Annotated in this window: 23 protein-coding genes and 1 tRNA gene; 14 read left to right on the forward strand and 10 right to left on the reverse strand. The window is 64.7% G+C overall.

All coding sequences use genetic code 11. The annotated features are described in order from the left end of the window. The first annotated feature begins 37 nt into the window (after positions 1-37). The 3 genes from Q6A47_RS16015 (at position 38) to bamJ (ending at position 1,761) form a co-directional block, all read left to right on the forward strand. Positions 38-376 (forward strand): PA4575 family protein, encoded by a 339-nt coding sequence (locus Q6A47_RS16015; RefSeq protein WP_029614217.1) that lies wholly within the window; start codon positions 38-40, stop codon positions 374-376. 94 nt (positions 377-470) lie between these two features. Then, a complete protein-coding gene (locus Q6A47_RS16020; protein ID WP_039580301.1) occupies positions 471-959 on the forward strand; it encodes a TIGR00645 family protein in 489 nt (162 codons plus the stop codon). A gap of 184 nt (positions 960-1,143) precedes the next feature. Then, positions 1,144-1,761 carry a BamJ family beta-barrel-assembly machinery protein gene (gene bamJ / locus Q6A47_RS16025; RefSeq protein WP_304484773.1) on the forward strand — a complete coding sequence of 206 codons (618 nt, stop codon included), beginning with the start codon at positions 1,144-1,146 and terminating at the stop codon, positions 1,759-1,761. Between the two features lie 81 nt (positions 1,762-1,842). On the opposite strand, the gene Q6A47_RS16030 is transcribed toward bamJ, so the two are convergent. The 3 genes from Q6A47_RS16030 to Q6A47_RS16040 form a co-directional block, all read right to left on the reverse strand. After that, a complete protein-coding gene (locus Q6A47_RS16030; RefSeq protein WP_029614214.1) occupies positions 1,843-2,088 on the reverse strand; it encodes a PA4570 family protein in 246 nt (81 codons plus the stop codon). 149 nt (positions 2,089-2,237) lie between these two features. After that, entirely contained in the window at positions 2,238-2,579 is a 342-nt protein-coding gene (locus tag Q6A47_RS16035) for a zinc ribbon domain-containing protein YjdM (RefSeq protein ID WP_029614213.1), read from the reverse strand. Positions 2,580-2,748: 169 nt separating this feature from the next. Further along, entirely contained in the window at positions 2,749-3,717 is a 969-nt protein-coding gene (locus tag Q6A47_RS16040; protein WP_039580294.1) for a polyprenyl synthetase family protein, read from the reverse strand. A 244-nt stretch (positions 3,718-3,961) separates the two neighbouring features. Between Q6A47_RS16040 and rplU the strand changes: the two genes are divergently transcribed. The 5 genes from rplU to Q6A47_RS16065 all read left to right on the forward strand — a co-directional run bounded on the left by rplU (position 3,962) and on the right by Q6A47_RS16065 (position 7,793). Beyond that, on the forward strand, positions 3,962-4,276 hold the full coding sequence (gene rplU / locus Q6A47_RS16045; RefSeq protein WP_029614212.1) for a 50S ribosomal protein L21: 315 nt from the start codon (positions 3,962-3,964) through the stop codon (positions 4,274-4,276). 37 nt (positions 4,277-4,313) lie between these two features. Beyond that, the gene (rpmA, locus tag Q6A47_RS16050) at positions 4,314-4,571 is read left to right on the forward strand and encodes a 50S ribosomal protein L27 (protein ID WP_029614211.1); all 258 of its coding nucleotides are present in this window, start codon (positions 4,314-4,316) and stop codon (positions 4,569-4,571) included. 188 nt (positions 4,572-4,759) lie between these two features. Then, positions 4,760-5,983: an Obg family GTPase CgtA gene (cgtA, locus tag Q6A47_RS16055; RefSeq protein ID WP_039580292.1), complete on the forward strand. Its 1,224-nt coding sequence runs from the start codon at positions 4,760-4,762 to the stop codon at positions 5,981-5,983. 215 nt (positions 5,984-6,198) lie between these two features. Then, positions 6,199-7,317, forward strand: coding sequence for a glutamate 5-kinase (gene proB / locus Q6A47_RS16060; protein ID WP_039580289.1), 1,119 nt, complete (start codon positions 6,199-6,201; stop codon positions 7,315-7,317). Positions 7,318-7,340: 23 nt separating this feature from the next. Next, on the forward strand, positions 7,341-7,793 hold the full coding sequence (locus Q6A47_RS16065) for a CreA family protein (protein WP_304484834.1): 453 nt from the start codon (positions 7,341-7,343) through the stop codon (positions 7,791-7,793). 248 nt (positions 7,794-8,041) lie between these two features. On the opposite strand, the gene mksF is transcribed toward Q6A47_RS16065, so the two are convergent. The 3 genes from mksF to mksB are packed head-to-tail and all read right to left on the reverse strand — an operon-like array spanning position 8,042 to position 12,853. Then, entirely contained in the window at positions 8,042-10,873 is a 2,832-nt protein-coding gene (gene mksF / locus Q6A47_RS16070) for an Mks condensin complex protein MksF (RefSeq protein ID WP_304484774.1), read from the reverse strand. Next, on the reverse strand, positions 10,870-11,577 hold the full coding sequence (gene mksE / locus Q6A47_RS16075) for an Mks condensin complex protein MksE (protein WP_029614188.1): 708 nt from the start codon (positions 11,575-11,577) through the stop codon (positions 10,870-10,872). Before mksE ends, mksF begins: the two co-directional genes overlap by 4 nt. Further along, complete coding sequence (gene mksB, locus Q6A47_RS16080) at positions 11,567-12,853, reverse strand: Mks condensin complex protein MksB (protein WP_304484775.1); 1,287 nt, start codon at positions 12,851-12,853, stop codon at positions 11,567-11,569. Before mksB ends, mksE begins: the two co-directional genes overlap by 11 nt. Positions 12,854-13,074: 221 nt before the next feature. Between mksB and Q6A47_RS16085 the strand changes: the two genes are divergently transcribed. Next, positions 13,075-13,869, forward strand: coding sequence for an energy transducer TonB (locus tag Q6A47_RS16085; RefSeq protein WP_304484776.1), 795 nt, complete (start codon positions 13,075-13,077; stop codon positions 13,867-13,869). Further along, positions 13,866-14,321: a ribosomal protein S18-alanine N-acetyltransferase gene (gene rimI / locus Q6A47_RS16090; protein ID WP_039580275.1), complete on the forward strand. Its 456-nt coding sequence runs from the start codon at positions 13,866-13,868 to the stop codon at positions 14,319-14,321. The genes Q6A47_RS16085 and rimI overlap by 4 nt, the downstream gene beginning before the upstream one ends. A gap of 6 nt (positions 14,322-14,327) precedes the next feature. Here the strand turns inward: rimI and Q6A47_RS16095 are convergent, their stop codons facing one another. Both Q6A47_RS16095 and Q6A47_RS16100 read right to left on the reverse strand, forming a co-directional pair. Then, positions 14,328-15,479 carry a hypothetical protein gene (locus Q6A47_RS16095; RefSeq protein WP_304484777.1) on the reverse strand — a complete coding sequence of 384 codons (1,152 nt, stop codon included), beginning with the start codon at positions 15,477-15,479 and terminating at the stop codon, positions 14,328-14,330. Positions 15,480-15,560: 81 nt separating this feature from the next. Beyond that, entirely contained in the window at positions 15,561-16,481 is a 921-nt protein-coding gene (locus tag Q6A47_RS16100) for a LysR substrate-binding domain-containing protein (protein ID WP_029614190.1), read from the reverse strand. Between the two features lie 140 nt (positions 16,482-16,621). Between Q6A47_RS16100 and Q6A47_RS16105 the strand changes: the two genes are divergently transcribed. Then, on the forward strand, positions 16,622-17,239 hold the full coding sequence (locus Q6A47_RS16105; RefSeq protein WP_304484778.1) for a LysE family translocator: 618 nt from the start codon (positions 16,622-16,624) through the stop codon (positions 17,237-17,239). Positions 17,240-17,293: 54 nt separating this feature from the next. On the opposite strand, the gene Q6A47_RS16110 is transcribed toward Q6A47_RS16105, so the two are convergent. Beyond that, a tRNA-Met gene (locus Q6A47_RS16110) sits at positions 17,294-17,370 on the reverse strand. 94 nt (positions 17,371-17,464) lie between these two features. Further along, positions 17,465-18,397, reverse strand: a complete 933-nt coding sequence (locus Q6A47_RS16115) for a FecR family protein (RefSeq protein WP_369811523.1) — start codon at positions 18,395-18,397, stop codon at positions 17,465-17,467. 190 nt (positions 18,398-18,587) lie between these two features. Here Q6A47_RS16115 and Q6A47_RS16120 point away from each other — a divergent pair, with 190 nt between their 5' ends. The 3 genes from Q6A47_RS16120 (at position 18,588) to Q6A47_RS16130 (ending at position 21,445) form a co-directional block, all read left to right on the forward strand. Further along, the gene (locus Q6A47_RS16120) at positions 18,588-19,811 is read left to right on the forward strand and encodes an MFS transporter (protein ID WP_029614192.1); all 1,224 of its coding nucleotides are present in this window, start codon (positions 18,588-18,590) and stop codon (positions 19,809-19,811) included. 247 nt (positions 19,812-20,058) lie between these two features. Beyond that, positions 20,059-20,202, forward strand: a complete 144-nt coding sequence (locus tag Q6A47_RS16125; protein WP_304484779.1) for a hypothetical protein — start codon at positions 20,059-20,061, stop codon at positions 20,200-20,202. Between the two features lie 82 nt (positions 20,203-20,284). Further along, complete coding sequence (locus Q6A47_RS16130) at positions 20,285-21,445, forward strand: MFS transporter (protein ID WP_304484780.1); 1,161 nt, start codon at positions 20,285-20,287, stop codon at positions 21,443-21,445. Positions 21,446-21,447: the final 2 nt, after the last annotated feature.

Here is a 21,447-nt window from a genome sequence, read left to right on the forward strand (position 1 = left end):
GCAGGCTGAACAAGGCTTTGAAGGAGGGGACGCTGCCATGCGCAACCTCAGCCTTACCCGCCAGTGCCTCGGCCTGGTGACCCGTATCGAGTGCAGCATTCGTCCGCTGGCCGGCGACAATGGCCTGTGGACCTTGCTGTTCGCCGCCGGCATGGCCGGTGAGCAGCCATCGGCCATCAAGGCCCAAGGCCCGTTCCACGGTCCGCAGGTGGCCGAATCAGTGATGAACGCCGTGGTCGACAGCCTCACCCTGCACGGCTACCAGCTCAGCGATGACCCACAGATCTGGTGTCTGCATTTGCAGGCGCAGTTGCGTCAGATCAATGGTGACCGCTGCCGCAACCTGGGTGACTACCGCTTCCGTCCGGACAACTGAACGTCGCTGAGGCAACGCTGCGGGCTTTTGCTGTCACAGGTGGCTGGCTATACTCGCGCGCCCTATGTGCGTCATTCACGAGTCCCTAGCCTCCATGGAACGTATTCTCGAAAATGCGATGTATGCCTCACGTTGGCTGCTCGCGCCGATCTACTTCGGCCTGTCCCTGGGCCTGCTGGCCCTGGCGCTGAAGTTCTTTCAGGAAGTGATCCACGTCCTGCCCAGCGTTTTCTCACTCAGCGAAGCCGACCTGATCCTGGTGATTCTGTCGTTGATCGACATGTCGCTGGTCGGCGGCTTGCTGGTGATGGTGATGATCTCCGGCTACGAGAACTTCGTCTCGCAACTGGACATCGACGACAGCAAGGAGAAGCTCAACTGGCTGGGCAAGATGGACTCTTCGTCGCTGAAGATGAAAGTCGCCGCCTCCATCGTCGCCATCTCCTCGATCCACCTGCTGCGGGTGTTCATGGACGCGCAGAACATCTCCACCGAGTACCTGATGTGGTACGTGATCATTCACATGACCTTCGTGGTGTCTGCGTTCGTCATGGGCTACCTGGACAAGCTCACCAAGCATTGAGCGGCAAGCTTCGAGCTTCAAGCGGCAAGAAAGAGCGGATAGGTGATGGGCTCTCGCTTGTAGCTTGTAGCTTGTAGCTTGTAGCTTGTAGCTTGCCGCTGGCAGCGTCCCGCTGCCCAATGTTAGGCTGCTCGCCCTTTTGACGAAGGGCGCGGATGTCAGGCGCCCTCAAGTGGAGCGAGCAATGTCCGAACTGAATCTGTCCACCGACGAAACCCGCGTCAGCTACGGCATCGGCCGTCAGTTAGGTGGCCAACTGCGTGACAACCCGCCGCCGGGCGTGAGCCTGGAAGCGATCCTGGCGGGCCTGACCGACGCCTTCAATGGCGCCGACAGCCGTGTCAGCGAGGCGGACCTGTCTGCCAGCTTCAAGGTCATCCGCGAAGTGATGCAGGCCGAAGCGGCGGCCAAGGCCGAAGCCGCTGCTGCCGTTGGCAAGCAGTTCCTGGCCGACAACGCCAAGCGCGACGGGATCACCACCCTGGCCTCGGGTCTGCAGTTCGAAGTGCTGACCGCCGGCAGCGGCGCCAAGCCGAGCCGTGAAGACAATGTGCGCACTCACTACCACGGCACCTTGATCGACGGCACCGTGTTCGACAGCTCCTACGAGCGCGGCCAACCAGCCGAATTCCCGGTCGGTGGCGTGATCGCCGGTTGGACCGAGGCGCTGCAACTGATGAATGCCGGCAGCAAATGGCGCCTGTACGTGCCGAGCGAACTGGCCTATGGCGCCCAAGGCGTGGGCAGCATCCCGCCGCACAGCACACTGGTGTTCGACGTCGAGCTGCTCGACGTTCTGTAAGACCACGGCGTATTCATCCCAGGGTAAGCCCGTGCCGGCAGGCTTCGGGTTCACCCTGGGATGTCGTCGGCCCTGCCACACTCAATTCCAATCGGTTCCGCCAGGGCGCAACGCCCGTGCATAGCAGAACAGGAACAGGTTGCGCACCACCTCTTTCAGTACCCCCGGTTCACTCGAATTCAGCCCAGTGAGATCCAGGTCGCCCTGGTCGCGCAGTTCGTCGAGCGCTTCTTCTTCGAGCACGGCGCAGACTTCGCCGGTCTCGCGGTGCAGGATGCGCAGGTAGGGATGGGGACGGTCGAGCCAGGCGTCGATCAGGTAGGTCATGGCAATTCTCCTTGGAGAGCGATTTCCAATGAGAATAATTCTTATTATCAGAATAGCAAGTGTCTATTAGCCGAATTCTGCCAAATGGTGCAGCGGACCCCGTTGCAGGACCCGGCCGGACCGCCTGTGGGCAGCCCGGCGGCGGCAGGTCAGACCTTGCGCACGAACTCGGACTTGAGCTTCATGGCGCCGATACCGTCGATCTTGCAGTCGATGTCGTGATCGCCATCGCACAGGCGGATGTTCTTGACCTTGGTACCGACCTTGACCACCAGCGACGAGCCTTTGACCTTGAGGTCCTTGATCACGGTAACGGTGTCACCGTCCTGCAGGACGTTGCCGACCGAGTCCTTCTTCACCACGTCGTCGCTGGCCACCTCGGCTTCGCCGCTGGCCGACCATTCGTGGGCGCATTCGGGGCAGATCAGCTGGGTGCCATCCTCGTAGGTGTATTCGGAGTTGCAGGCGGGGCAGGGCGGCAAAGTGCTCACTTCGGTTCCTTGGTAGATAGGGGGATCAAAGGCGCACATTGTATAAGGTTTTGCCACGCAGAGGTATTTTCTCTGGGCCAACGCAAGCGCGGGGCAGGCGCGCTCCCACAGGATGACGACGATCCTGGGAGCGGGCTTGCCCCGCGATAAGCACGATGGGGTCTATCGGTCAGTGCGTACGCGCGACCGCAAACTCGCTGAGCTCCACCAGCGCATCGCGATAGTCACTCGCCGGCAGCACTTCCAGGCAGGCGATGGCGCGGGCGACGTAGTCGCGGGCCAGGTTCGCGGTGTAGTCCAGCGCGCCGGAGGCTTCGACGGCCAGGCGGATCTGCTCGAGGTCTTCCAGGCCGCCTTTCTGGATGGCCTGGCGCACCAGTGCGGCCTGCTCGGCAGTGCCTTCGCGCATGGTGTAGATCAGTGGCAAGGTGGGCTTGCCTTCGGCCAGGTCGTCGCCGACGTTCTTGCCCAGGGTCTCGGAGTCGCCCTTGTAGTCGAGCAGGTCGTCGACCAGTTGGAAGGCCACGCCCAGGTGGTCGCCGAAGGTACGCAGGGCTTCACGCTGCTGCTCGCTGGCACCGGCCAGCGCCGCGGCGCTGTGGGTGGAGGCCTCGAAGAGCATGGCGGTCTTGCCGCGGATGACGTCCATGTACACCTCTTCACTGGTGCTGGCGTCACGTACCCGCGACAGTTGCAGCACTTCACCCTCGGCAATCACCCGGGTGGCCTTGGAGAGGATCTGCATGACCGACATCGAGCCCAGTTCGACCATCATCTCGAACGAACGCGAATAGAGGAAGTCGCCCACCAGCACGCTGGGCGCATTGCCCCACAGGGCATTGGCGGTGGAGCGGCCGCGGCGCATGCCGGACATGTCCACCACGTCGTCGTGCAGCAGCGTGGCGGTGTGCAGGAACTCGATGGTCGCGGCCAGCAGGCGCAGGTCGTCGCCTTCGCGGCCCAGGGCCTTGCCGCACAGCAGTACCAGCAGCGGGCGCAGGCGCTTGCCACCGGCCGATGTGATATAGTCGCCGATCTTCGATACCAGCGGCACGCGCGAGGTCAGCTGCTTCTTGATGATCTCGTCGACGGCACTGAAATCGTCAGCCACCGCGCGGTAGAAGGATTGGGGTTGCATCGGCTGCTCCATTGAGGTTGCGCGGCATGCTAGGTCGCGGGTCCCGGTGTGTCAAGGCGCGCCGCCTGCGCCGCAGGGCCGGCACTTGCAAGGCTTCGACCGGTTGCGTACAATCGCGCACCCTAACTTCCTGGGCAGCACCTGCCTTACGCAATTGCACCGGGCCGTTCCAGCCTTGTGCAGCCATGCCAGCCAATACTCATCATATAAAGCGCTGGGTGAGCAGGATTATCGGAGATTCAAAATGTCCTACGCAGTAATCGTTACCGGCGGCAAGCAGTACAAAGTCGCTGAAGGTGAATTCCTCAAGATCGAGAAACTGGAAGTCGCCACTGGCGAATCCGTGACCTTCGATCGCGTTCTGCTGGTTGCCAACGGTGACGCCGTCACCATCGGTGCTCCAGTCGTTGCTGGCGCTAAAGTAGTGGCCGAAGTCGTTTCGCAAGGCCGCCACGACAAGGTTCGCATCATCAAGTTCCGCCGTCGTAAGCACCACATGAAGCGCATGGGCCACCGCCAGTGGTTCACCGAAATCAAAATCACCGGTATCCAGGCTTAATTGCCACGATCCCCTGAATTTATTGGAGAATTGAACCATGGCACACAAAAAAGCTGGTGGTAGTACTCGTAACGGTCGCGACTCAGAATCGAAACGCCTTGGCGTGAAGATGTATGGCGGCCAGGTCATCAAGCCGGGCAACATCATCGTCCGTCAGCGCGGTACCGAATTCCACGCTGGCTACGGCGTTGGCATGGGCAAGGACCACACCTTGTTCGCCAAGATCGACGGCGTGATCAAGTTCGAGAAGAAAGGCGAGTTCAACCGCCGCTATGTGAGCATCGTCGCCGCCTGATCGCGACGTCGCTCCAGAAGCCCCGTCATGCGACGGGGCTTTTTCGTTTGTGGTGAGCCTCTTGCAAAGCTGTTTGTCTGGGCTGCCGGCGTTGGTTTCTGGTTCGTACGGGGCCGCCGCGCTCATTTTTGCAAGAGCCTCAAGGTTTTCTGGTTTTCAACTCGTCGTTCGGCGAGAGGCGGTTTTGAATGAAGTTTGTTGACGAAGTATCGATCCGGGTAAAAGCCGGTGACGGCGGTAATGGTTGCATGAGCTTCCGCCGCGAAAAATTCATCGAGAACGGTGGTCCCAACGGCGGTGACGGTGGCGACGGCGGCTCGGTGTTCATGGTGGCCGACGAGAACCTCAATACTCTGGTCGACTACCGCTACACCCGCCACCACGAAGCCCAGCGCGGGCAGAACGGCGGCAGCACCGACTGTACCGGCAAGAAGGGCGAGGACCTGTATCTGCGCGTGCCGGTCGGCACCACCGTGATCGACGCCTCCACCCAGGAGATCATCGGTGACCTGATTACCCCCGGCCAGAAGCTGATGGTCGCCCAGGGCGGCTGGCACGGCTTGGGCAACACCCGCTTCAAGTCCAGCACCAACCGTGCGCCGCGCCAGACCACGCCAGGCAAGCCGGGCGAGCAGCGTGACCTGAAGATGGAAATGAAGGTGCTGGCCGATGTCGGCTTGCTGGGTCTGCCCAATGCGGGCAAGAGCACCTTCATCCGCTCGGTCTCGGCCGCCAAGCCGAAGGTCGCCGACTATCCGTTCACCACCCTGGTGCCGAACCTGGGCGTGGTCAGCGTCGACCGCTGGAAGAGCTTCGTCATCGCCGACATCCCCGGCCTGATCGAAGGCGCTTCCGAAGGCGCCGGCCTGGGTATCCGCTTCCTCAAGCACCTGGCGCGTACCCGCGTGCTGCTGCACCTGGTCGACCTGGCGCCGCTGGATGAAAGCAGCCCGGCCGATGCCGCCGAAGTGATCATCAACGAGCTGGCGCAGTTCAGCCCGGCATTGGTCGATCGCGAGCGCTGGCTGGTGCTGAACAAGGCCGACATGATCATGGACGAGGACCGCGACGCGCGGGTCAAGGAAGTGGTCGAGCGCCTGAACTGGGAAGGCCCGGTCTACGTGATCTCGGCCATCGCCAAGCAGGGCACCGAGCAGCTCAGCCACGACCTCATGCGTTACCTGGAAGACCGCGCCGACCGCCTGGCCAACGATCCGGCCTATGCCGCCGAGCTCAACGAGCTCGACCAGCGCATCGAAGACGAGGCCCGGGCCCAGTTGCAAGCCCTGGATGACGCCCGCACCCTGCGCCGCACCGGGGTCAAGAGCGTGCATGACATCGGCGACGATGACGACTGGGACGACTTCGAGGACGACGAAGACGGCCCGGAAATCATTTACGTGCGCGACTGACCGGTTGCAGTACACTGAACGCCGCTCTTCGAGTAGTGTGCCGTGATCAGGCTTGGGCGTTGAGCCCATCGCGGGACGAGCCCGCTCCCACAGGTCCGCTGCGATCCTTGTGGGAGCGGGCTTGTCCCGCGATGGCCTCAACACCCTCTCACGGTACGCCGCTCGAATGAGCGGCGTTTTGGTATCTACAGATTCGACATGGGTTGGAAGAGAAGATGCGAAGCAAGGTGACGGGCGCCCGGCGCTGGGTCGTGAAGATCGGCAGTGCGCTGCTGACCGCCGACGGCAAGGGCCTGGATCGTGGTGCGATGGCGGTCTGGGTCGAGCAGATGGTGGCGCTGCGCGAAGCGGGCGTGGAACTGGTGCTGGTGTCCTCCGGGGCCGTGGCCGCGGGCATGAGCCAACTGGGCTGGACTGCCCGACCCAGCGCGATGAACGAGTTGCAGGCTGCCGCGTCCATCGGCCAGATGCGTCTGGTGCAGGCCTGGGAGTCGAGCTTCGGCGAGCACGGCAAGCACACCGCACAGATCCTCCTGACCCACGACGACCTGTCCGACCGCAAGCGCTACCTCAACGCCCGCAGTACCCTGCGCACCCTGGTCGACCTGGGTGTGGTGCCGGTGATCAACGAGAACGACACCGTGGTCACCGACGAGATCCGTTTCGGCGACAACGACACCCTGGCGGCGCTGGTAGCCAACCTGGTCGAGGCCGACCTGCTGGTGATCCTCACCGACCGCGACGGCATGTTCGACGCCGACCCGCGCAACAACCCCGAAGCCCAGCTCATCCATGAAGCCCGTGCCGACGACCCGTCGCTCGACGCCGTGGCCGGCGGCACCGGTGGCGCGCTCGGTCGCGGTGGCATGCAGACCAAGCTGCGCGCCGCGCGCCTGGCAGCCCGCTCCGGTGCCCATACCATCATCATCGGCGGGCGCATCGAGCGCGTGCTCGATCGGCTCAAGGCCGGCGAGCGCCTGGGCACGCTGCTGTCGCCCGAGCGCGGCATGCTCGCGGCGCGTAAACAGTGGCTGGCCGGCCATCTGCAGACCCGTGGCACGCTGGTGCTCGATGCCGGTGCCGTCAAGGCCCTGCGCGAGTCGCACAAGAGTCTGCTGCCGGTCGGCGTAAAGACCGTGCAGGGCAGTTTCCGGCGCGGCGAAATGGTGGTCTGCGTGGGCCCGGACGGTCTTGAAGTGGCACGCGGCCTGGCCAACTACAGCGCCCTGGAGGCGCAGAAGATCATCGGTCAGCCGTCCGATGCCATCGAGCGTCTGCTGGGCTACAGCGCCGAGCCGGAGCTGGTGCACCGCGACAATCTGGTACTGGTCTGAGGAGTTCGCACATGCTGAAAAGGATGATTGCCGTGGCCGCGCTGGCGCTGGCGCTGCCGATGCTGGCTGGGGCCGATGAAATCGGTCAGGTGTCGACCGTGTTCAAGTTCCTTGGGCCGAATGACCGTATCGTGGTCGAGGCCTTCGACGATCCCAAGGTGGAGGGTGTGACCTGCTACTTGTCGCGGGCCAAGACCGGCGGGGTGAAGGGCGGGCTGGGCCTGGCCGAAGACCGCGCTGAGGCCTCCATCGCCTGTCGTCAGGTCGGGCCGATCAGCTTCAAGACCGAGCTCAAGGACGGTGAGGTGGTGTTCAAGGAGCGCACCTCGCTGGTGTTCAAGACCATGCAGGTGGTGCGCTTTCTCGACAAGAAGCGCAACACGCTGGTGTACCTGGTGTACAGCGACCGTATCGTCGAAGGCAGCCCGCAGAATGCGGTGACGGCAATTCCGATCCGGCCGTGGGCGCAACAGTGAAACTGCGCTGATGTTGCGCTCGATGACGCTGCAGTCGAGCGCGCCCCTGTAGGAGCGGCCTTGTGTCGCGATCGGGCGCGAAGCGGCCGCAAATCTGGCGACCGAGATCTTCCTGAAAGTCCGCAGTGGCTGATTTCACGGCCGCTTCGCGCCCGATCGCGACACAAGGCCGCTCCCACACGTGTTTGAACTGCGTCCCGAACGTAGAGGGGTGTCCAACATTTGGGGCGCAGCTCATCTTCACGATATCAGGCCAGTTCCTCGGCCTGATCCTCCCGCACGATCGCCTTCTCCACATCCCGCCGACTGATGTACTTCCAGTCCGATTCGTCGATGTAGATCCCGTTCGGCCCGCTGCCGCCCTCCAGGTCGATCGCCACGTGGGCCGACACCTGCGGCTTCACGCTCGCCAGGATCGGCACGAAGCCCAACTGCTGGCTGGTCTCCAGCAACGCCGCCTGGTTGCGCTCGTCGATGTCCGCCGCTTCGTCGAGGTAGTACGGCAGTCGGATGCGGCCGGCCAGGTCGCGGTCCATCAGGTGCAGCAACAGGTACATGTTGGTCAGCGCCTTGATGGTCATGGTGGTGCCGTTGGAGGCGGCGCCGTCGATGTCGGCGTGGATCACCGGCTGGCTGTTGATCTTGGTGATCTCGAAGGCCAGTTCGAACAGGTCCTTCAGGCCCAACTGGTTATGGTTGGCCGCCACCAGGCGCGCCAGGTACTCCTTGGCCTCTTCGTTCTTGTTGTCCTGCTCGGCGTTCTGTGTGAGGTCGAACACCGACAGGGTTTCGCCTTCCTCGTACTGGCCGGCGCTGTGGATGATCTGGTCGATGTGCTTGAGCGCTTCCTTGTTCGGCGCCAACACCACGCGGAAGCTCTCCAGGTTCGACACCTGGCGACGGTTGATCTCGCGGTTGAACAGGGCCAGTTGGTGCTCGAGGCTGTCGTAGTCGCTGCGGATGTTGCGCAAGGTCCGGGCGATGTCGGTGACGGCGGCGCGGCGGGCCTTGGCCAGGGTCAGCGCTTCCTCGGTGCGGTGCGAATAGGCGTTGATCAACAGCGACAGGCGGCGCTCCATGTCGTCTTCGCTGTCGAACTTGGCCACGCCCTTGAGGCGCACCTGGGCATACAGCGCCTCGATCTGGTTGTCCACGCGCTGCAAGGCCTGCCAGCTGTCCTGGTAGTCGTTGAGCAGCGGCAGCAGGTTGTCCATCGAGTCGTCCACCGGCTCCATGAACGGCGTGCCGAATGGCAGGTCGGCCGGCAGCAGTTGGCGGCGACGCAGGGCGTCGTCCAGGGTGCGTTGCTTGGCTTCCATGTCGGCGATCTGGCGGCCGACCAGTTGCAGCTTGGCCGACAGTTGCTGGACGCGCTCGGTGAACGCGTCGCTGGAGCGCTTGAGCTCGTCCTGGGCCGCTTCGAACTGGGCCAGCTGTTCGAGCTTCTCTGGCTCTTCTGCGCTCAGCGTTTCGCTGCGGCGGAAGTCTTCCAGGGCCTTCTGCGCGTCCAGCACCTGCTGGTACAGCGCCTCGGTCTGGGCCTTGCTCGCGGCGCGATCCAGGGCCACGGCCTGCTGGGTCTTGAGCTGGCGCAGCTCTTTTTCCAGGCGCTCCTTCTGATCGCGCAGGGCGGCGCGGTCGGCCAGGGCCTGCAGCGCTGGCGGTTCGATGTGCGACAGGTCGATGGACAGCCCCGGCACCTCGAAACGTTCGCCCTTGAAGCGGTCGAGCACCTGCTCCAGGGTGCTCACCCACTGGTCGCCGTCGTCCACCTCGATGCCGCGCTCGCCCAGCGGCAGGCTGAACAGCGCGCCGTTGAACAGGCGCATCAGGCGGTCGACGTCCTGCTGCGAGAATTCCTCGCGCAGGCGCGCATAGCTGTTGTTGTCGGCGTGCTCGAGCTGCTGCTTGACGGCCTTGAGGCGTTTTTCCAGGTCGCGCACGCGCTCGTCGAGGTCTTCGGCGGAGAACTGGCGCGACTGCGCCAGGGCGCCGGCCAGTTCGTCGTGGGCGTCCTTGGCCGCCAGCAGTTGCTGCTCCAGTACCTTGACGTCATCGATCAGGGCGAAGCGGTGCTTGAGCACCGACAGCTCGCCGAGCCAGCGCTGGATGCCGGTGATCTCCCGCTCCAGGCGCATCAGCTCCTGGGTGCCGCCGCGCTGGTCGTTCTGCAGGGCGTCCTGCTCGGCCCGGTAGTGCTCGGCCTGGATCACCAGTTCGTCCTTGCGCGCGGCCGCGTAGTCCTGCCAGGTGCCGAGCAGGCTGTCGAGCAGCGGCGAGAGGCGGTGCAGCTTACCGCGCAGAATGTCGCGCTGAGCCACGCCACCGGCCAGGGCCTCGACCAGCGGACCGGCCGCGACCAACGCGTTGTAGTCCTGCTCCATGCGTCGCACGTCGCGGAAAGCTTCTTCGCACGCCGCGATGTAGTCGACACTGCCCGAGCGCAGGCTGTGCTCGAAGGCGTCGAGGAACAGTTGCTTGAGCTTGGCGGCGGTGATCTCGCGCATGTGCAGCAGGTTGATGAACAGCGCGCGGAAGGTCTTCAGGCTCTGTTCGCTGGTCGAGCGCAGCGGAATTAGGGTCAGGTCCAGCGGCACCGAGGTGTGTCCGCCCACCAGCAGCCGGCGCAGTTCGTCCGGCTTGAGCTCGTAGGCCTTCAGGCCATTGCGCTCCAGGTTGGTGAACAGCTCCTTCTGGCGCAGGCAGGTGTCGTCTTTCTGGTAATGGGCCAGGTCCAGCTCACCCTGGTAGGCGAAGAACTGGTGACCGAAACCGCCGCCGGGTCCACGGCCGACCACGCCGATCACGTGCGGGCCGTGGGGCAGGTTCAGTTCGCAGAGGATATAGCTGGTGTCGCTGGCGAAGTAGAACCGCCGCGACTGCTCCAGGCTGTACTTGCCGAAGGCCATGTCCGACATGCGCGCCAGAATCGGGAATTGCAGCGCGTTGATCGATGCCGATTTACCCAGGTTGTTGGCGCCGTACACCGACAGCGGGTGCTCCAGCGGGAACAGGCCGAGGCTGTAGCCGGCGGTGTTGAGCAGTGCGAAGCGGCGAATGCCGTAGCGTTCCTGGCTCATGCGTCAATCTCCTGTTGCTCTTCGCGGATGGCACGGGCCAGGGCGTCTTCTTCGGACTCCTCGCCGTCGAACGGCGTCAGGTCCAGTGGGTCGTCGGTGCGGTGCAGTTCTTCGGGCGTTTCTTCCTCGATCAGCACCGGTGTCGGCAACGGCAGGTCGCTGTGCAGGGTGGCGGCCAGGTCGCGGTCCTGCTGGACCGACAGGCACACGTCGAGGAAACGGTGCATCGGCGGCAGGAAGCGGTAGATGCCACCTTCCTCGAAGGCGAAGCCCAATTGCGTCATGCGCCGCAGGATTTTCTCTTCGAGCTCCTCGACCGTCTGCACCTCGGCCTGCAGGAACAGGTCGCGGTACTTCTCCAGCAGCGAGGGCAACTCGTCGCGGCCGATGCTGCCGCCGTCGAGCACGGCGATCGGGTCGCGGCCCTGGTCGGCCAGGTGCTCGACCAGGATGAAGGTGAACAGTGCCAGGCGTTGGGCGGTCTTGTTCACCTGTGCGGCGGCCTGTTCGGGGACGAAGTAGTAGAAGCCGCGGGTGTCGCACACCAGTTCGAAGCCCAAGGCCTTGAACAGGCTGCGGTAGGCATCCTGGAAGTTCGACAACTGGGCGTACAGCTCCGGGTCGCGGCGGCTGATGTGGAAGCCCTTGAACAGCTCGCGGAAGATCGGCGCGAGCTGGGACAGTTCGGAAAGATCAAGATGCATGGACGGGACTCGCGGTGGATTCGGTGGCGGCCGGCGAGGGCTCGCGGCTGGAGGTCAGGGCGAAGGAGCGCAGGCTGACCACGTGTTCGCGGGTGAGGTAGTCCTGGCGCTCCAGGCGCGCGCGGCTGAAGCGCTTTTCACGCGACAGGCGCGAGAACCAGTACAGCAGTTCGTCGGTGGCGCCTTCGGGCTCCTGCTCCAGCAACCAGACCATCAGGTCGGGCAGCGGCAGGGCGTCTTCGCAGCGTTCGAGCATTTCCTTGACCGTGCGTGGCGCGCGCGGCTGCGGGCCTTTGTCGGTCCTGTGCGCCTTGGGGAAGCGCGCCGGCTTGGGCTCGAAGCGGGCCAGCGCATACACATAGGCTTCGACCTGGCTGGCGCTGCCAAGGAAGGTGCTCTGCGGTCGGGTGAACAGCGGCATGGCCGCCTGTGGCACGGCGTCCAGGCCTTTCTTGCGGATCACCGACAGGGCCAGCGCGGCGCCGCGGGTCACGGCGTTGTGCCGACGCGCTTCCTCGCGCAGCGGCAGCAGCAGTTCGCGGGCATGGCGCAGGGTGAGCTGGGCGCTGGTCTGCATCTCGAGGATGCGCGCGTGGGTGCGCAACAGCATGTCGTCGTCGACCAGATGACCCAGGCGTGCCTGCTCGCCGAGCAGGCGCAGCAGCACGGTCTCGACCTTGCGTACGCCCTGCTCGAAGGCACCGTCGGCATTGACCAGCTGGATCATCGGCTCGACGTATTCGTCCCAGGTCGCCAGCACTTCGGCGTAGCGCTGGCGCAGGGGGATCTGGCGGTTGCTGGTCTTGGCCCGTTCGGCCACGGCCACCAGCGCCTGCTCGTCGTTATCGAGCTTCTTCAGCACGTCGCGCACGCGCATGTCGAGCAGGCGCAGTTGGCGCGCCAGGTCGTCGCTGTCGCGGTTATCGAAGGCGTCCTGGATATGCCCGGCCAGACGCTCGAGGTGGCGCAGGTAGGCTTCGATCTCCAGGCACAGGCCCAGGCGGTGCTCGCGGCGCAGGTAGGCGAGGAAGTCGTGGATCTGCGCGTTGAGCTCGAAGCGGTTCGGGCTCTTGGCCACCGGGACCAGGATGTCCAGGCGGATCCACACGTCGAGCAGTTGGGTGATGTCCTGCGCGGTGCTCTCCACCTGCTGGCGGGCCAGTTGCTGGCGCAGCTCGACCAGGCTCAGGGTGCCCTGGTCGAAACGCTCGCACAGCGGCTCGATCAAGGCCCAGTGTTCGGCTAGGGCGCGCAGGACGCGCTTGGGTTCGATCATTGGCGGGTCGACTCGTTGCCAAATAAAAGCGGCGATTGTACTGCATCAGGGGGGCAGGGTTTCACCCCTTGGTCCGGGTTTTGCCCGGCCTGGGTGGCTTGGTCGCGGATGAACCCGCGCCTGGGCGGTGCGCGCGGCCTCGGAAGCGGGATTGGCTCGGAAAATTTCCGCCAACGGCGTTAGAATGCCCGACCGCCACCCAACCCTCCGGAACCTGAGCCGTGCTGACCGAGCCCCGCCGCCGCGCCTACCTGTCCGCCATGCAAGTGGTGCACTGGCTGCCGCGCGCCGAACTGCCGTTCGCGGCGCCTTCGCGGCCCGAGTTGCTGCTGCCGGTGGAGACACCGGACTTCGAGGTGCAGCCGGCGCGCCCGGCAGCCGCCACTCAGGCCGAGGCGGTGCCGGTCGCCGGCCAGGTGCGTCAGATCGAGCGGCCGAAGATCGAGATTCCGCGCCCAGGCAGCACGCCCAAACCGGCCGCCCCGGTGGCCGAGCGCGAGCCGGAGGCGCCCAAGGTCGCAAGGCCCGCGCCGGTGCCGCCGCCGCGCTTCGCTTTACAGTTGCTGCGCGCGGGCAAGTGCCTGCTGTTGGTGGAGTTGGCCACCGGGCAGCCGTTCCAGAGCCGCGACCCGTCCTATCTGCTGCTCAAGGACATGCTGCGCGCTGCCGGCCTGCCCGACGCCCCGCAGATCGTCGGCGAGCCGGTGCGTTGGCCGCTGCTGTTGCGCAGCACCATGGACCAGGGCCCGGAGTCGGCGCGCGACTTCGTCCAGGGCTTTGTCCAGGCGCGCCTGGAGGAAGTCCCCAGCCACTGTGTGTGGTTGGTCGGCCTGCCTGCGGTACGCTTCGCCGCCGCTGCTGACGAGCAGGCGTACTACCAGATGCTCACGGTCGAGGGCCTGGGCGAGGTCTGGGCACTGCCGGGTCTTGAATTGTTGATGGACGAGCCGCCGCGCAAGGCGCTCGTCTGGAAAGCCATGCGCCAGCTGATGGCGCGCTGGAAGAGCGTTGAATGAGTGACTCGATCAGTTTCCGCCCGATGACCGAGGCGGATCTGGATGCCGTACTGAAGATCGAATATGCCGCCTTCAGTCATCCCTGGACCCGCGGCATCTTTCAGGATGCGCTCAAGTCCTACGAAGTGTGGTTGATGTTCGACGGCCAGCAGCAGGTGGGACACGGGGTGATCAACGTGATCATCGACGAAGCGCACCTGCTCAACATCACCGTCAAGCCGGAGAACCAGGGGCGCGGGCTGGGCCTGCGCCTGCTCCAGCACCTGATGGCACGGGCCTGGCAGCTCAATGGCCGGGAATGCTTCCTGGAAGTGCGCGCCAGCAACCAGTCGGCCTATCGGTTGTACGAGCGTTACGGCTTCAACGAAATCGGCCGGCGCCGGGACTACTACCCGGCGCCAGGCGGACGCGAAGATGCGTTGGTGATGGCCTGCACCTTGCTCGAGGACTGACGCGGGCTAAAGCTCCACCTCGACCGGCTTGCGCAAATCGCGCAGGCTGCGCGTCACGCTCCCGGTGTTGCACTTGACGGCGGCCTGTGCCGGCGTCATGTCGCGGATGGTGCGGTAGAACAGCTCGCAGGTCTGCTTCTTCTGCGTCACTTGCCACTTGGTCGCACAGGCCTCCAGCGTCGCCTTGGCATCGGCGTTAGGATTGCGCCCCATCCCGGCCTGCCAGCAGGCGGCGGTCAGATCCTGGCCCATCATCTTCAGCCCCGCCGCGTCGGCCTTGTCCTGATCGCCGCCAGTGTTGTTCTTGTCCGCTGCATACCAGATCGCACTGGGGTGGTTGGCGCCGAGCACCGGCACCTGGCTGCCGGCCTGCGGGCTGATGCTGACCAGCCCCAGCACGTTCACCTTAGGCCCGTACTGCTGCTGGATCCAGCTGCGCACCGGGGCGCCGAAGGCCACCATCGGCAGCGGCTGGGCGCCCTGGCGCAAGGTCATCTGCTTGACCATGCGCGTCTGGTAGTCGCTGAAGTAGGTGTAGGTGCCCTCCAGGTCCTTGCCGGCGCTGGCGGGCGCCGCAATCGGGGCAATGTCGACGATGGTCTGGTAGGCCGGGGTCTGGCTGGCGTCGATACCGTTGAAGGTGAGCAACTGTGCCCAACGGTCGGTGGTGTTCGAGCGCAGGTAGTCCTGGGCCTGGGTGAGCGAGTAATCCGGTGGGAAATGCAGCAGCTCGATGCTGCGGCGGTTCTCCAGGGCCATGCCCAGCGGCAGGAACAAGTACCAGTCGTAGGCCCATTTGCCGTCCTTGTTCAGACGGGTGGCGCCCTGATAGGCCAGCTCGCCACTGTCGAGCAACTGGCGCAGGGGCTCGGCGTAGCTCGGTGGGACATCGCTGATGAGGGCTTGCACATGGTCGTCGCTGTTTCGACTGACCTGAACCTGGGCGTTGGCGTAGCCGTCGCGACGAACGCTTTGGGTCAGGTAGTGCTCGACGGTCTGCTCCAGAGTCCAGTCGCGAAAGCAGATCACATGGCAATTATTGGGAAAGGCGAACAGGCGGGTGACCCGCTGCGCGTCGCCCAGGTCGATGCGCGCATCGGCCTGGACCAGGCCGCTGAAGGCGAGGGCGGCCAGGGCCGATACAGCCAGCTTGTGCATGCGTAACTCCTTGTCGGTGGCCGCCGGGGCCGGCGGGCTGTCCATACTGGATGAAGAAGCGGGTTCCTGAACAGCGCCAGGTCATGGCTCTGTGCCACTTTTTTCCGGCGCCGCCGGGATACGGTCGGCCTCCCGTTCCAGACCCAACTCAACCAGGCTCTTGCGACACTGCAGCCTCGCCCAGTCGGCGAAGCGCTGGCGCTTGCTGCCGTCGTCCAATGGCTGCGGGCTGAGCAGGTGGTAGGCCGAGCCATCGCGCACAAAGCCGAAGGGGGCCTGCAACTGGCCGCTGTCCAACTCGTCACCGACCATCAGCGCCGAGGCCATGGCCAGACCCAGCCCGGCACTGGCGGCCTGGATCGACAGGTAGAAGTGCTGGAAGTCGCTGCGCTGTGCCCCCGCGACGCTATGGCCGCTCAGCCGTTGCCAGGTGTTCCAGGCCGTGGGCCGGGTATCGCTGTGCAACAGGCGTTGGCCGTCGAGCACGCTTGCAGCGGCCGAGCCCGCGACCGGGCCGATCCATTCTTCGCAGAGCTTGAGGCTGTGCAGGGCGCGATCCCAATGGAAATCGTCGCGGCGCAGGGCCAGGTCGATGCCGCCACGGGCGAAATCCACCGGGCCGCCTGCGGCCACCAGGTGCAGATGCAGGTCCGGGTGGCTGGCGTGGAAATCCGGCAGGCGCGGGATCAGCCAGCGCATGGCCAGCGTCGGCTCGCATGACAGGACGAGAATGTCGTCCTGTTGCTGCAAGCGTTCGACGGTGCTCGCCAACTGCTCGAAGATCGCCTGGGTGGTGTCGTACAGCGCGCGTCCAGCCGCGGTGAGAAATACCGCGCGGTTGCGCCGTTCGAACAACGCCACTCCCAGCCCTTCCTCGAGCAGACGGACCTGACGACTGACGGCGCCATGGGTGACGTGCAACTGCTCGGCTGCGGCGACGAAGCTTTCGTGGCGGGCAGCGCTGTCGAAGTAGCGCAGGGCGGCGAGAGGAGGGAGTTTCACCAGGCAGTCATCCAGGTTCGAGTGGGGGATCTGTGATGAAAACTAGCAGATCAGAGGCCGAGGAAATCGTTTTTCGCCTGTCTGACGGCCCTCGATAATGACGCTCACTGTGTCTATTCATCGCCTATCGAGGATTCACTATGACCGAACTGCTTGCCGTCGCCCTGTTCACCCTGTTGGCCGTGATCAGTCCTGGGGCCGACTTCGCCATGGTCACCCGCAGCAGTTATGCACAGGGCCGTCGCGCTGGGTTGGCGGCGGCGCTGGGCATCGCCCTCGGGGTGCAGGTGCACGTGTTCTACACACTGTTCGGCATCGGGCTGGTCATCAGCCACAGCCCAGCGCTGTTTTTGTCGATGAAGGTGATGGGCGCGGGGTATCTCATCTACCTGGGCTACAAGTCGCTGACCAACACCCAGCGCATCCGCCTCGATGGGCCCACGCAAGCCGGTGCGACCAGCACATCCGCCGCACTGCGCACGGGCTTTCTCACCAATGCCCTGAATCCCAAGACCATGCTCTTCGTGATCAGCGCCTATACCCAGGTGGTGACGCCGGGCAGCGCGCTGACGGTGAACCTGGCGTACGGGGCGTTCATGTCGTTCGCTCACTGGGCATGGTTCAGCCTGGTAGCGGTGTTTTTCTCGAGTGAAAGGCTGCGTGGGGCGATGATCGAGCGACAGCACGTGGTGGACCGGGTGATCGGTGTCGCGCTGATCGGCCTGGGGTTGACCGTGGCTGTGGCGGGTGTGCGCTGAAGAAATCGCAGGCAAAGAAAAAGGGCTTACCTTGCGGTAAGCCCTTTTCAGGTTTGGTGGCTACACAGGGACTTGAACCCCGGACCCCAGCATTATGAATGCTATGCTCTAACCAACTGAGCTATGTAGCCAATGGCGCGCATTATTCTCTTGTGATGCCCCTGTGTCAACACTCATTTCAAAAAAAATCTACACGGTTTCAGATGCTTAGCCGTGCACCTCACCTCAATGGACGATCAGCGCCTGGCCGAGCAAGGGGTAGGCCCGCAGTTGCTGGTCGGCGATCAGCGCATCCAGCGTGTTGCTGGCAGGGTCCAGCGCAAAATCGCCGCTGATTCGGCGTTGCCCGATCTGCGCGTCGAGCACCCACACCCGCATACCCCGATAACCGGCCAGCGCCTCCAGCACCTGCTGCAAAGGCAGGTCGCGGGCGATCAAGCGACCGTCGCGCCACGCCTGAAGGCTGCGGGTGTCGACTTTTTCCACCGCCTCCAGATGCCCCGAATCGAACCGCACCCGCTCGCCGGCCGAGAGCAGGCGCTGGTCGCCGCCCTGGCGGATCAGGGCCTTGCCGTTGAGCACCACCAGCTCGTCGTGATCGCCGTAGCGGCTGAGCCTCAGGCGCGTGGCGAAGACCTGGATCGACACGTCGTCCACCTGGACTTCCAGCGCGCGCCCATCGAGGTTGACCTCCAGATCCATCAAGCCCTGCACCAGTTGCAACTGTCGGGTGCGACCGCGCAAGTCCACGTTCATCGCGCTGGCACCGTCCAAGTGCAGGGTGGAGCCATCGGCCAGACGCACGCTGCGCCGCTCGCCAGCACTGGTGTGCAGTTCGCTGCCCAGGCGCTGCATCAGTGGCCAGTAGACAAAGGCCAGTGCGGCCAGCAGCAGCAGGAACAGCGCGCCGAGCAGGCTGCCCCAGTGGCTGCGGCGCAGCGCCAGCGGTCGTGGACGCGGCCGCCCGGCCAGGGTCGGCACTGAGCCAGGACGGTGCTGCAGGGCGGCGAAGGCGCGAGCGTTTTCCGGGTCCTGGCACCACTGGGCGAAGGCCTTGCGCTGCTGCGCGTGACTGCCGGGGCGGCTCAGCAGGGCCAGCCACTGCAGCGCTTCTTGGTGGGGATCAGGGTCGAACCGCGCGGCTGGCATCGGGCTCATGGTATCGGTCGGCTCGCGAAGCGGGCAGGGTGCCCGGAACTGAGGGAAGGGAGCGAAAGATGCTAATTGTAGTGAGAACCATTTACAAGTACGCATCGGATGGATGGCACCCCGCTGGCAAATTAGGGGTGGCTTCGTATCGAGATGTTTCTAATAATCGGAGCCCAACCAGAGCACGGATGTCGAGCCCATGGCCATCAGCAGTACCCCGAGCAGCCCCGCGATCCCCAACGCTACGCCGACCTCCGGCAGCAGTCCGCTGGTGATGCGGATCATCACGTTCTGCGCGCTGGCGCACCTGATCAATGACCTGATCCAGTCGGTCCTGCCGGCCATCTATCCGATGCTCAAGGCCAACTACGACCTGAGCTTCGCCCAAATCGGCCTGATCACCTTGACCTTCCAGGTGACCGCCTCGCTGCTGCAGCCCTGGGTCGGCTTCTACACCGACAAACGCCCTACGCCGAACCTGTTGCCGATGGGCACCCTGTGCACCCTGGTGGGCATCGTCATGCTCGCGTTCGTCGGCAGCTTTCCGATGATCCTCCTGGCCTCGGCGCTGGTGGGCATCGGCTCGTCGACCTTCCACCCGGAGACCTCGCGCATCGCCCGGCTGGCGTCGGGTGGGCGCTTCGGCCTGGCGCAGTCGACCTTCCAGGTCGGCGGCAATGCCGGCTCCGCATTCGGCCCATTGCTGGCAGCGGCCATCGTCATTCCGTTTGGTCAGACCCATGTGGCCTGGTTCGGTCTGGCAGCCCTGTTCTTCTTCGGCGTGACCCTGGTGCTGCGGCGCTGGTACAAGGACCACCTGAACCAGTACAAGGCGCGCAAGGGCGGCGTCGCCAGCCATGGGCTGTCGCGTCGACGTGTGCTGGCGGCGCTGGTGGTGCTGGGCCTGCTGGTGTTCTCCAAGTACTTCTACATGGCCAGCTTCACCAGCTACTTCACCTTCTATCTGATCGAGAAGTTCGGCCTGTCGGTGGCCAGTTCGCAATTGCACCTGTTCCTGTTCCTCGGCGCCGTAGCCGCTGGCACCTTCTTCGGCGGGCCGATCGGCGACCGCATCGGGCGCAAGGCGGTGATCTGGTTCTCGATTCTGGGGGTGGCGCCCTTCACCCTGGCGCTGCCGTATGCCGATCTGTTCTGGACCACCGTGCTGAGCCTGGTGATCGGTTTCATCCTGGCCTCGGCGTTTTCCGCGATCGTGGTGTACGCGCAAGAATTGGTGCCGGGTAACGTGGGCATGATCGCCGGGATCTTCTTCGGCCTGATGTTCGGCTTCGGCGGCATCGGCGCGGCGCTGCTCGGTTACCTGGCCGACCTGCGCGGCATCGAGTACGTGTACGGGTTGTGCTCGTTCCTGCCGTTGTTCGGCTTGCTGGCGGTGTTCTTGCCATCGACCGGGAAGCGTTGAGCCGGGGTCGCGAAGCGGCCCAATCGCGACACAAGGCCGCTCCCACAAGTTCCGCGCAGCCCCATGTCTACGGCTTTACGCGGACTTTGTGGGAGCGGCCTTGTGCCGCGAAAGGGCTGCGCAGCAGCCCCAATGCCAGCACTATAGATCTTGAGTGAACAGCATCCCGGCGCTGCCTGGGCGTTGACGGATCGGGCGGCCCTGGCCTAGAGTCCGACCCCCTGATCTTCTTGCAGCGAACTTCGCAATGCGCCGCACCCGTAGCCTCAGCCCCTGCTGCCAGCCTGTCGCCCCGACAGCGCGCCGCGCGTGGCCGAGCGACACGGTGCTCAAGCGTCGACGCAGCGTGCTGTTCGCCTTCACCTTCTCCCCGCACCTCGCCTCGCGCTGATCCATGCCTGCGTCTGCCGTGTGTTCTCGACACGGCCGTGGGCGCCTGCGTTTGTCGATCCTTCGGTGGGGTGGAAAAGTACATGAACATGCGTTTGCTGGCGGGCCTGTTGTTCGCCGTGTCGGTGGTGGGCTTCAGCCTGGGGGCCAGCCTGCCGCTGGTGTCGTTGCGTCTGCACCAGGCCGGGGCGGGCACCCTGGAAATCGGCATGGTCTCGGCGATTCCTGCTGCCGGGATGATGCTCTCGGCCTTCATGGTCGATGCCTGCTGTCGGCACTTCACCCGGCGCACCCTCTACCTGCTGTGCTTCAGCCTGTGCGCCTTGAGCATCGGTTTGCTGGAATGGGCTTTCGACAGGCTCTGGCTGCTGGCGCTGCTGCGCCTGGCCTTGGGGATCGGCATGGGCATCGCCATCATTCTCGGCGAGTCGTGGGTCAATGCGCTGTGCGCGGAGCACAACCGCGGCAAGATCATGGCGCTGTACGCCACCAGTTTCACCGGCTTTCAGGTGCTCGGCCCGGCACTGCTGGCGTTGTTCGGGCCGAACAGCCCATGGATCACCGCCGTGGTCACCGCCGGTTACGGCCTGGCCCTGCTGTGCATTGTGTTCAGCGTGCCGAACGACTGCGTCGAGCATGACGAGGAGGACGCGCGCAGCTTCACCCTGGCGGGGTTCTTCCGCGTCGCACCGGCACTGTGCGTAGCGGTGCTGTTTTTCTCGTTCTTCGACGCTGTGGTGCTCTCCTTGCTGCCGGTCTACGCCACCAGCCACGGCTTTGCCGTGGGCGTGGCGGCGCTGATGGTGACGGTGGTGTTCGCCGGCGACATGCTCTTCCAACTGCCACTGGGCTGGCTGGCCGATCGGGTCGAGCGTACCGGGCTGCACCTGCTGTGCGGCCTGGTGGCCATGGCCATCGGCATCGCCTTGCCCTGGCTGCTGAACCTGACCTGGCTGTTATGGCCGCTGCTGGTGCTGCTTGGCGCAGTGGCCGGCGGCATCTACACCCTGGCGCTGGTGCTGATCGGCCAGCGCTTCAAAGGACGCGACCTGGTCACCGCCAACGCCAGCGTCGGGCTGCTGTGGGGCGCCGGTAGCCTGGTCGGTCCGCTGCTCAGCGGGGCGGCGATGGATGTCGCGCCCCACGGCCTGCCCATGGCCCTGGCGCTGATGGCCGGGCTGTTCGTGTGCTTCGCCCGCCAGGCGTATCGGCAGGTTCAGCGGGTGTCAGTCCAGGCGGGCTAGGC

Origin of the sequence: Pseudomonas boreofloridensis (assembly GCF_030580795.1) — a bacterium.
Classification (GTDB): Bacteria; Pseudomonadota; Gammaproteobacteria; order Pseudomonadales; family Pseudomonadaceae; genus Aquipseudomonas; species Aquipseudomonas boreofloridensis.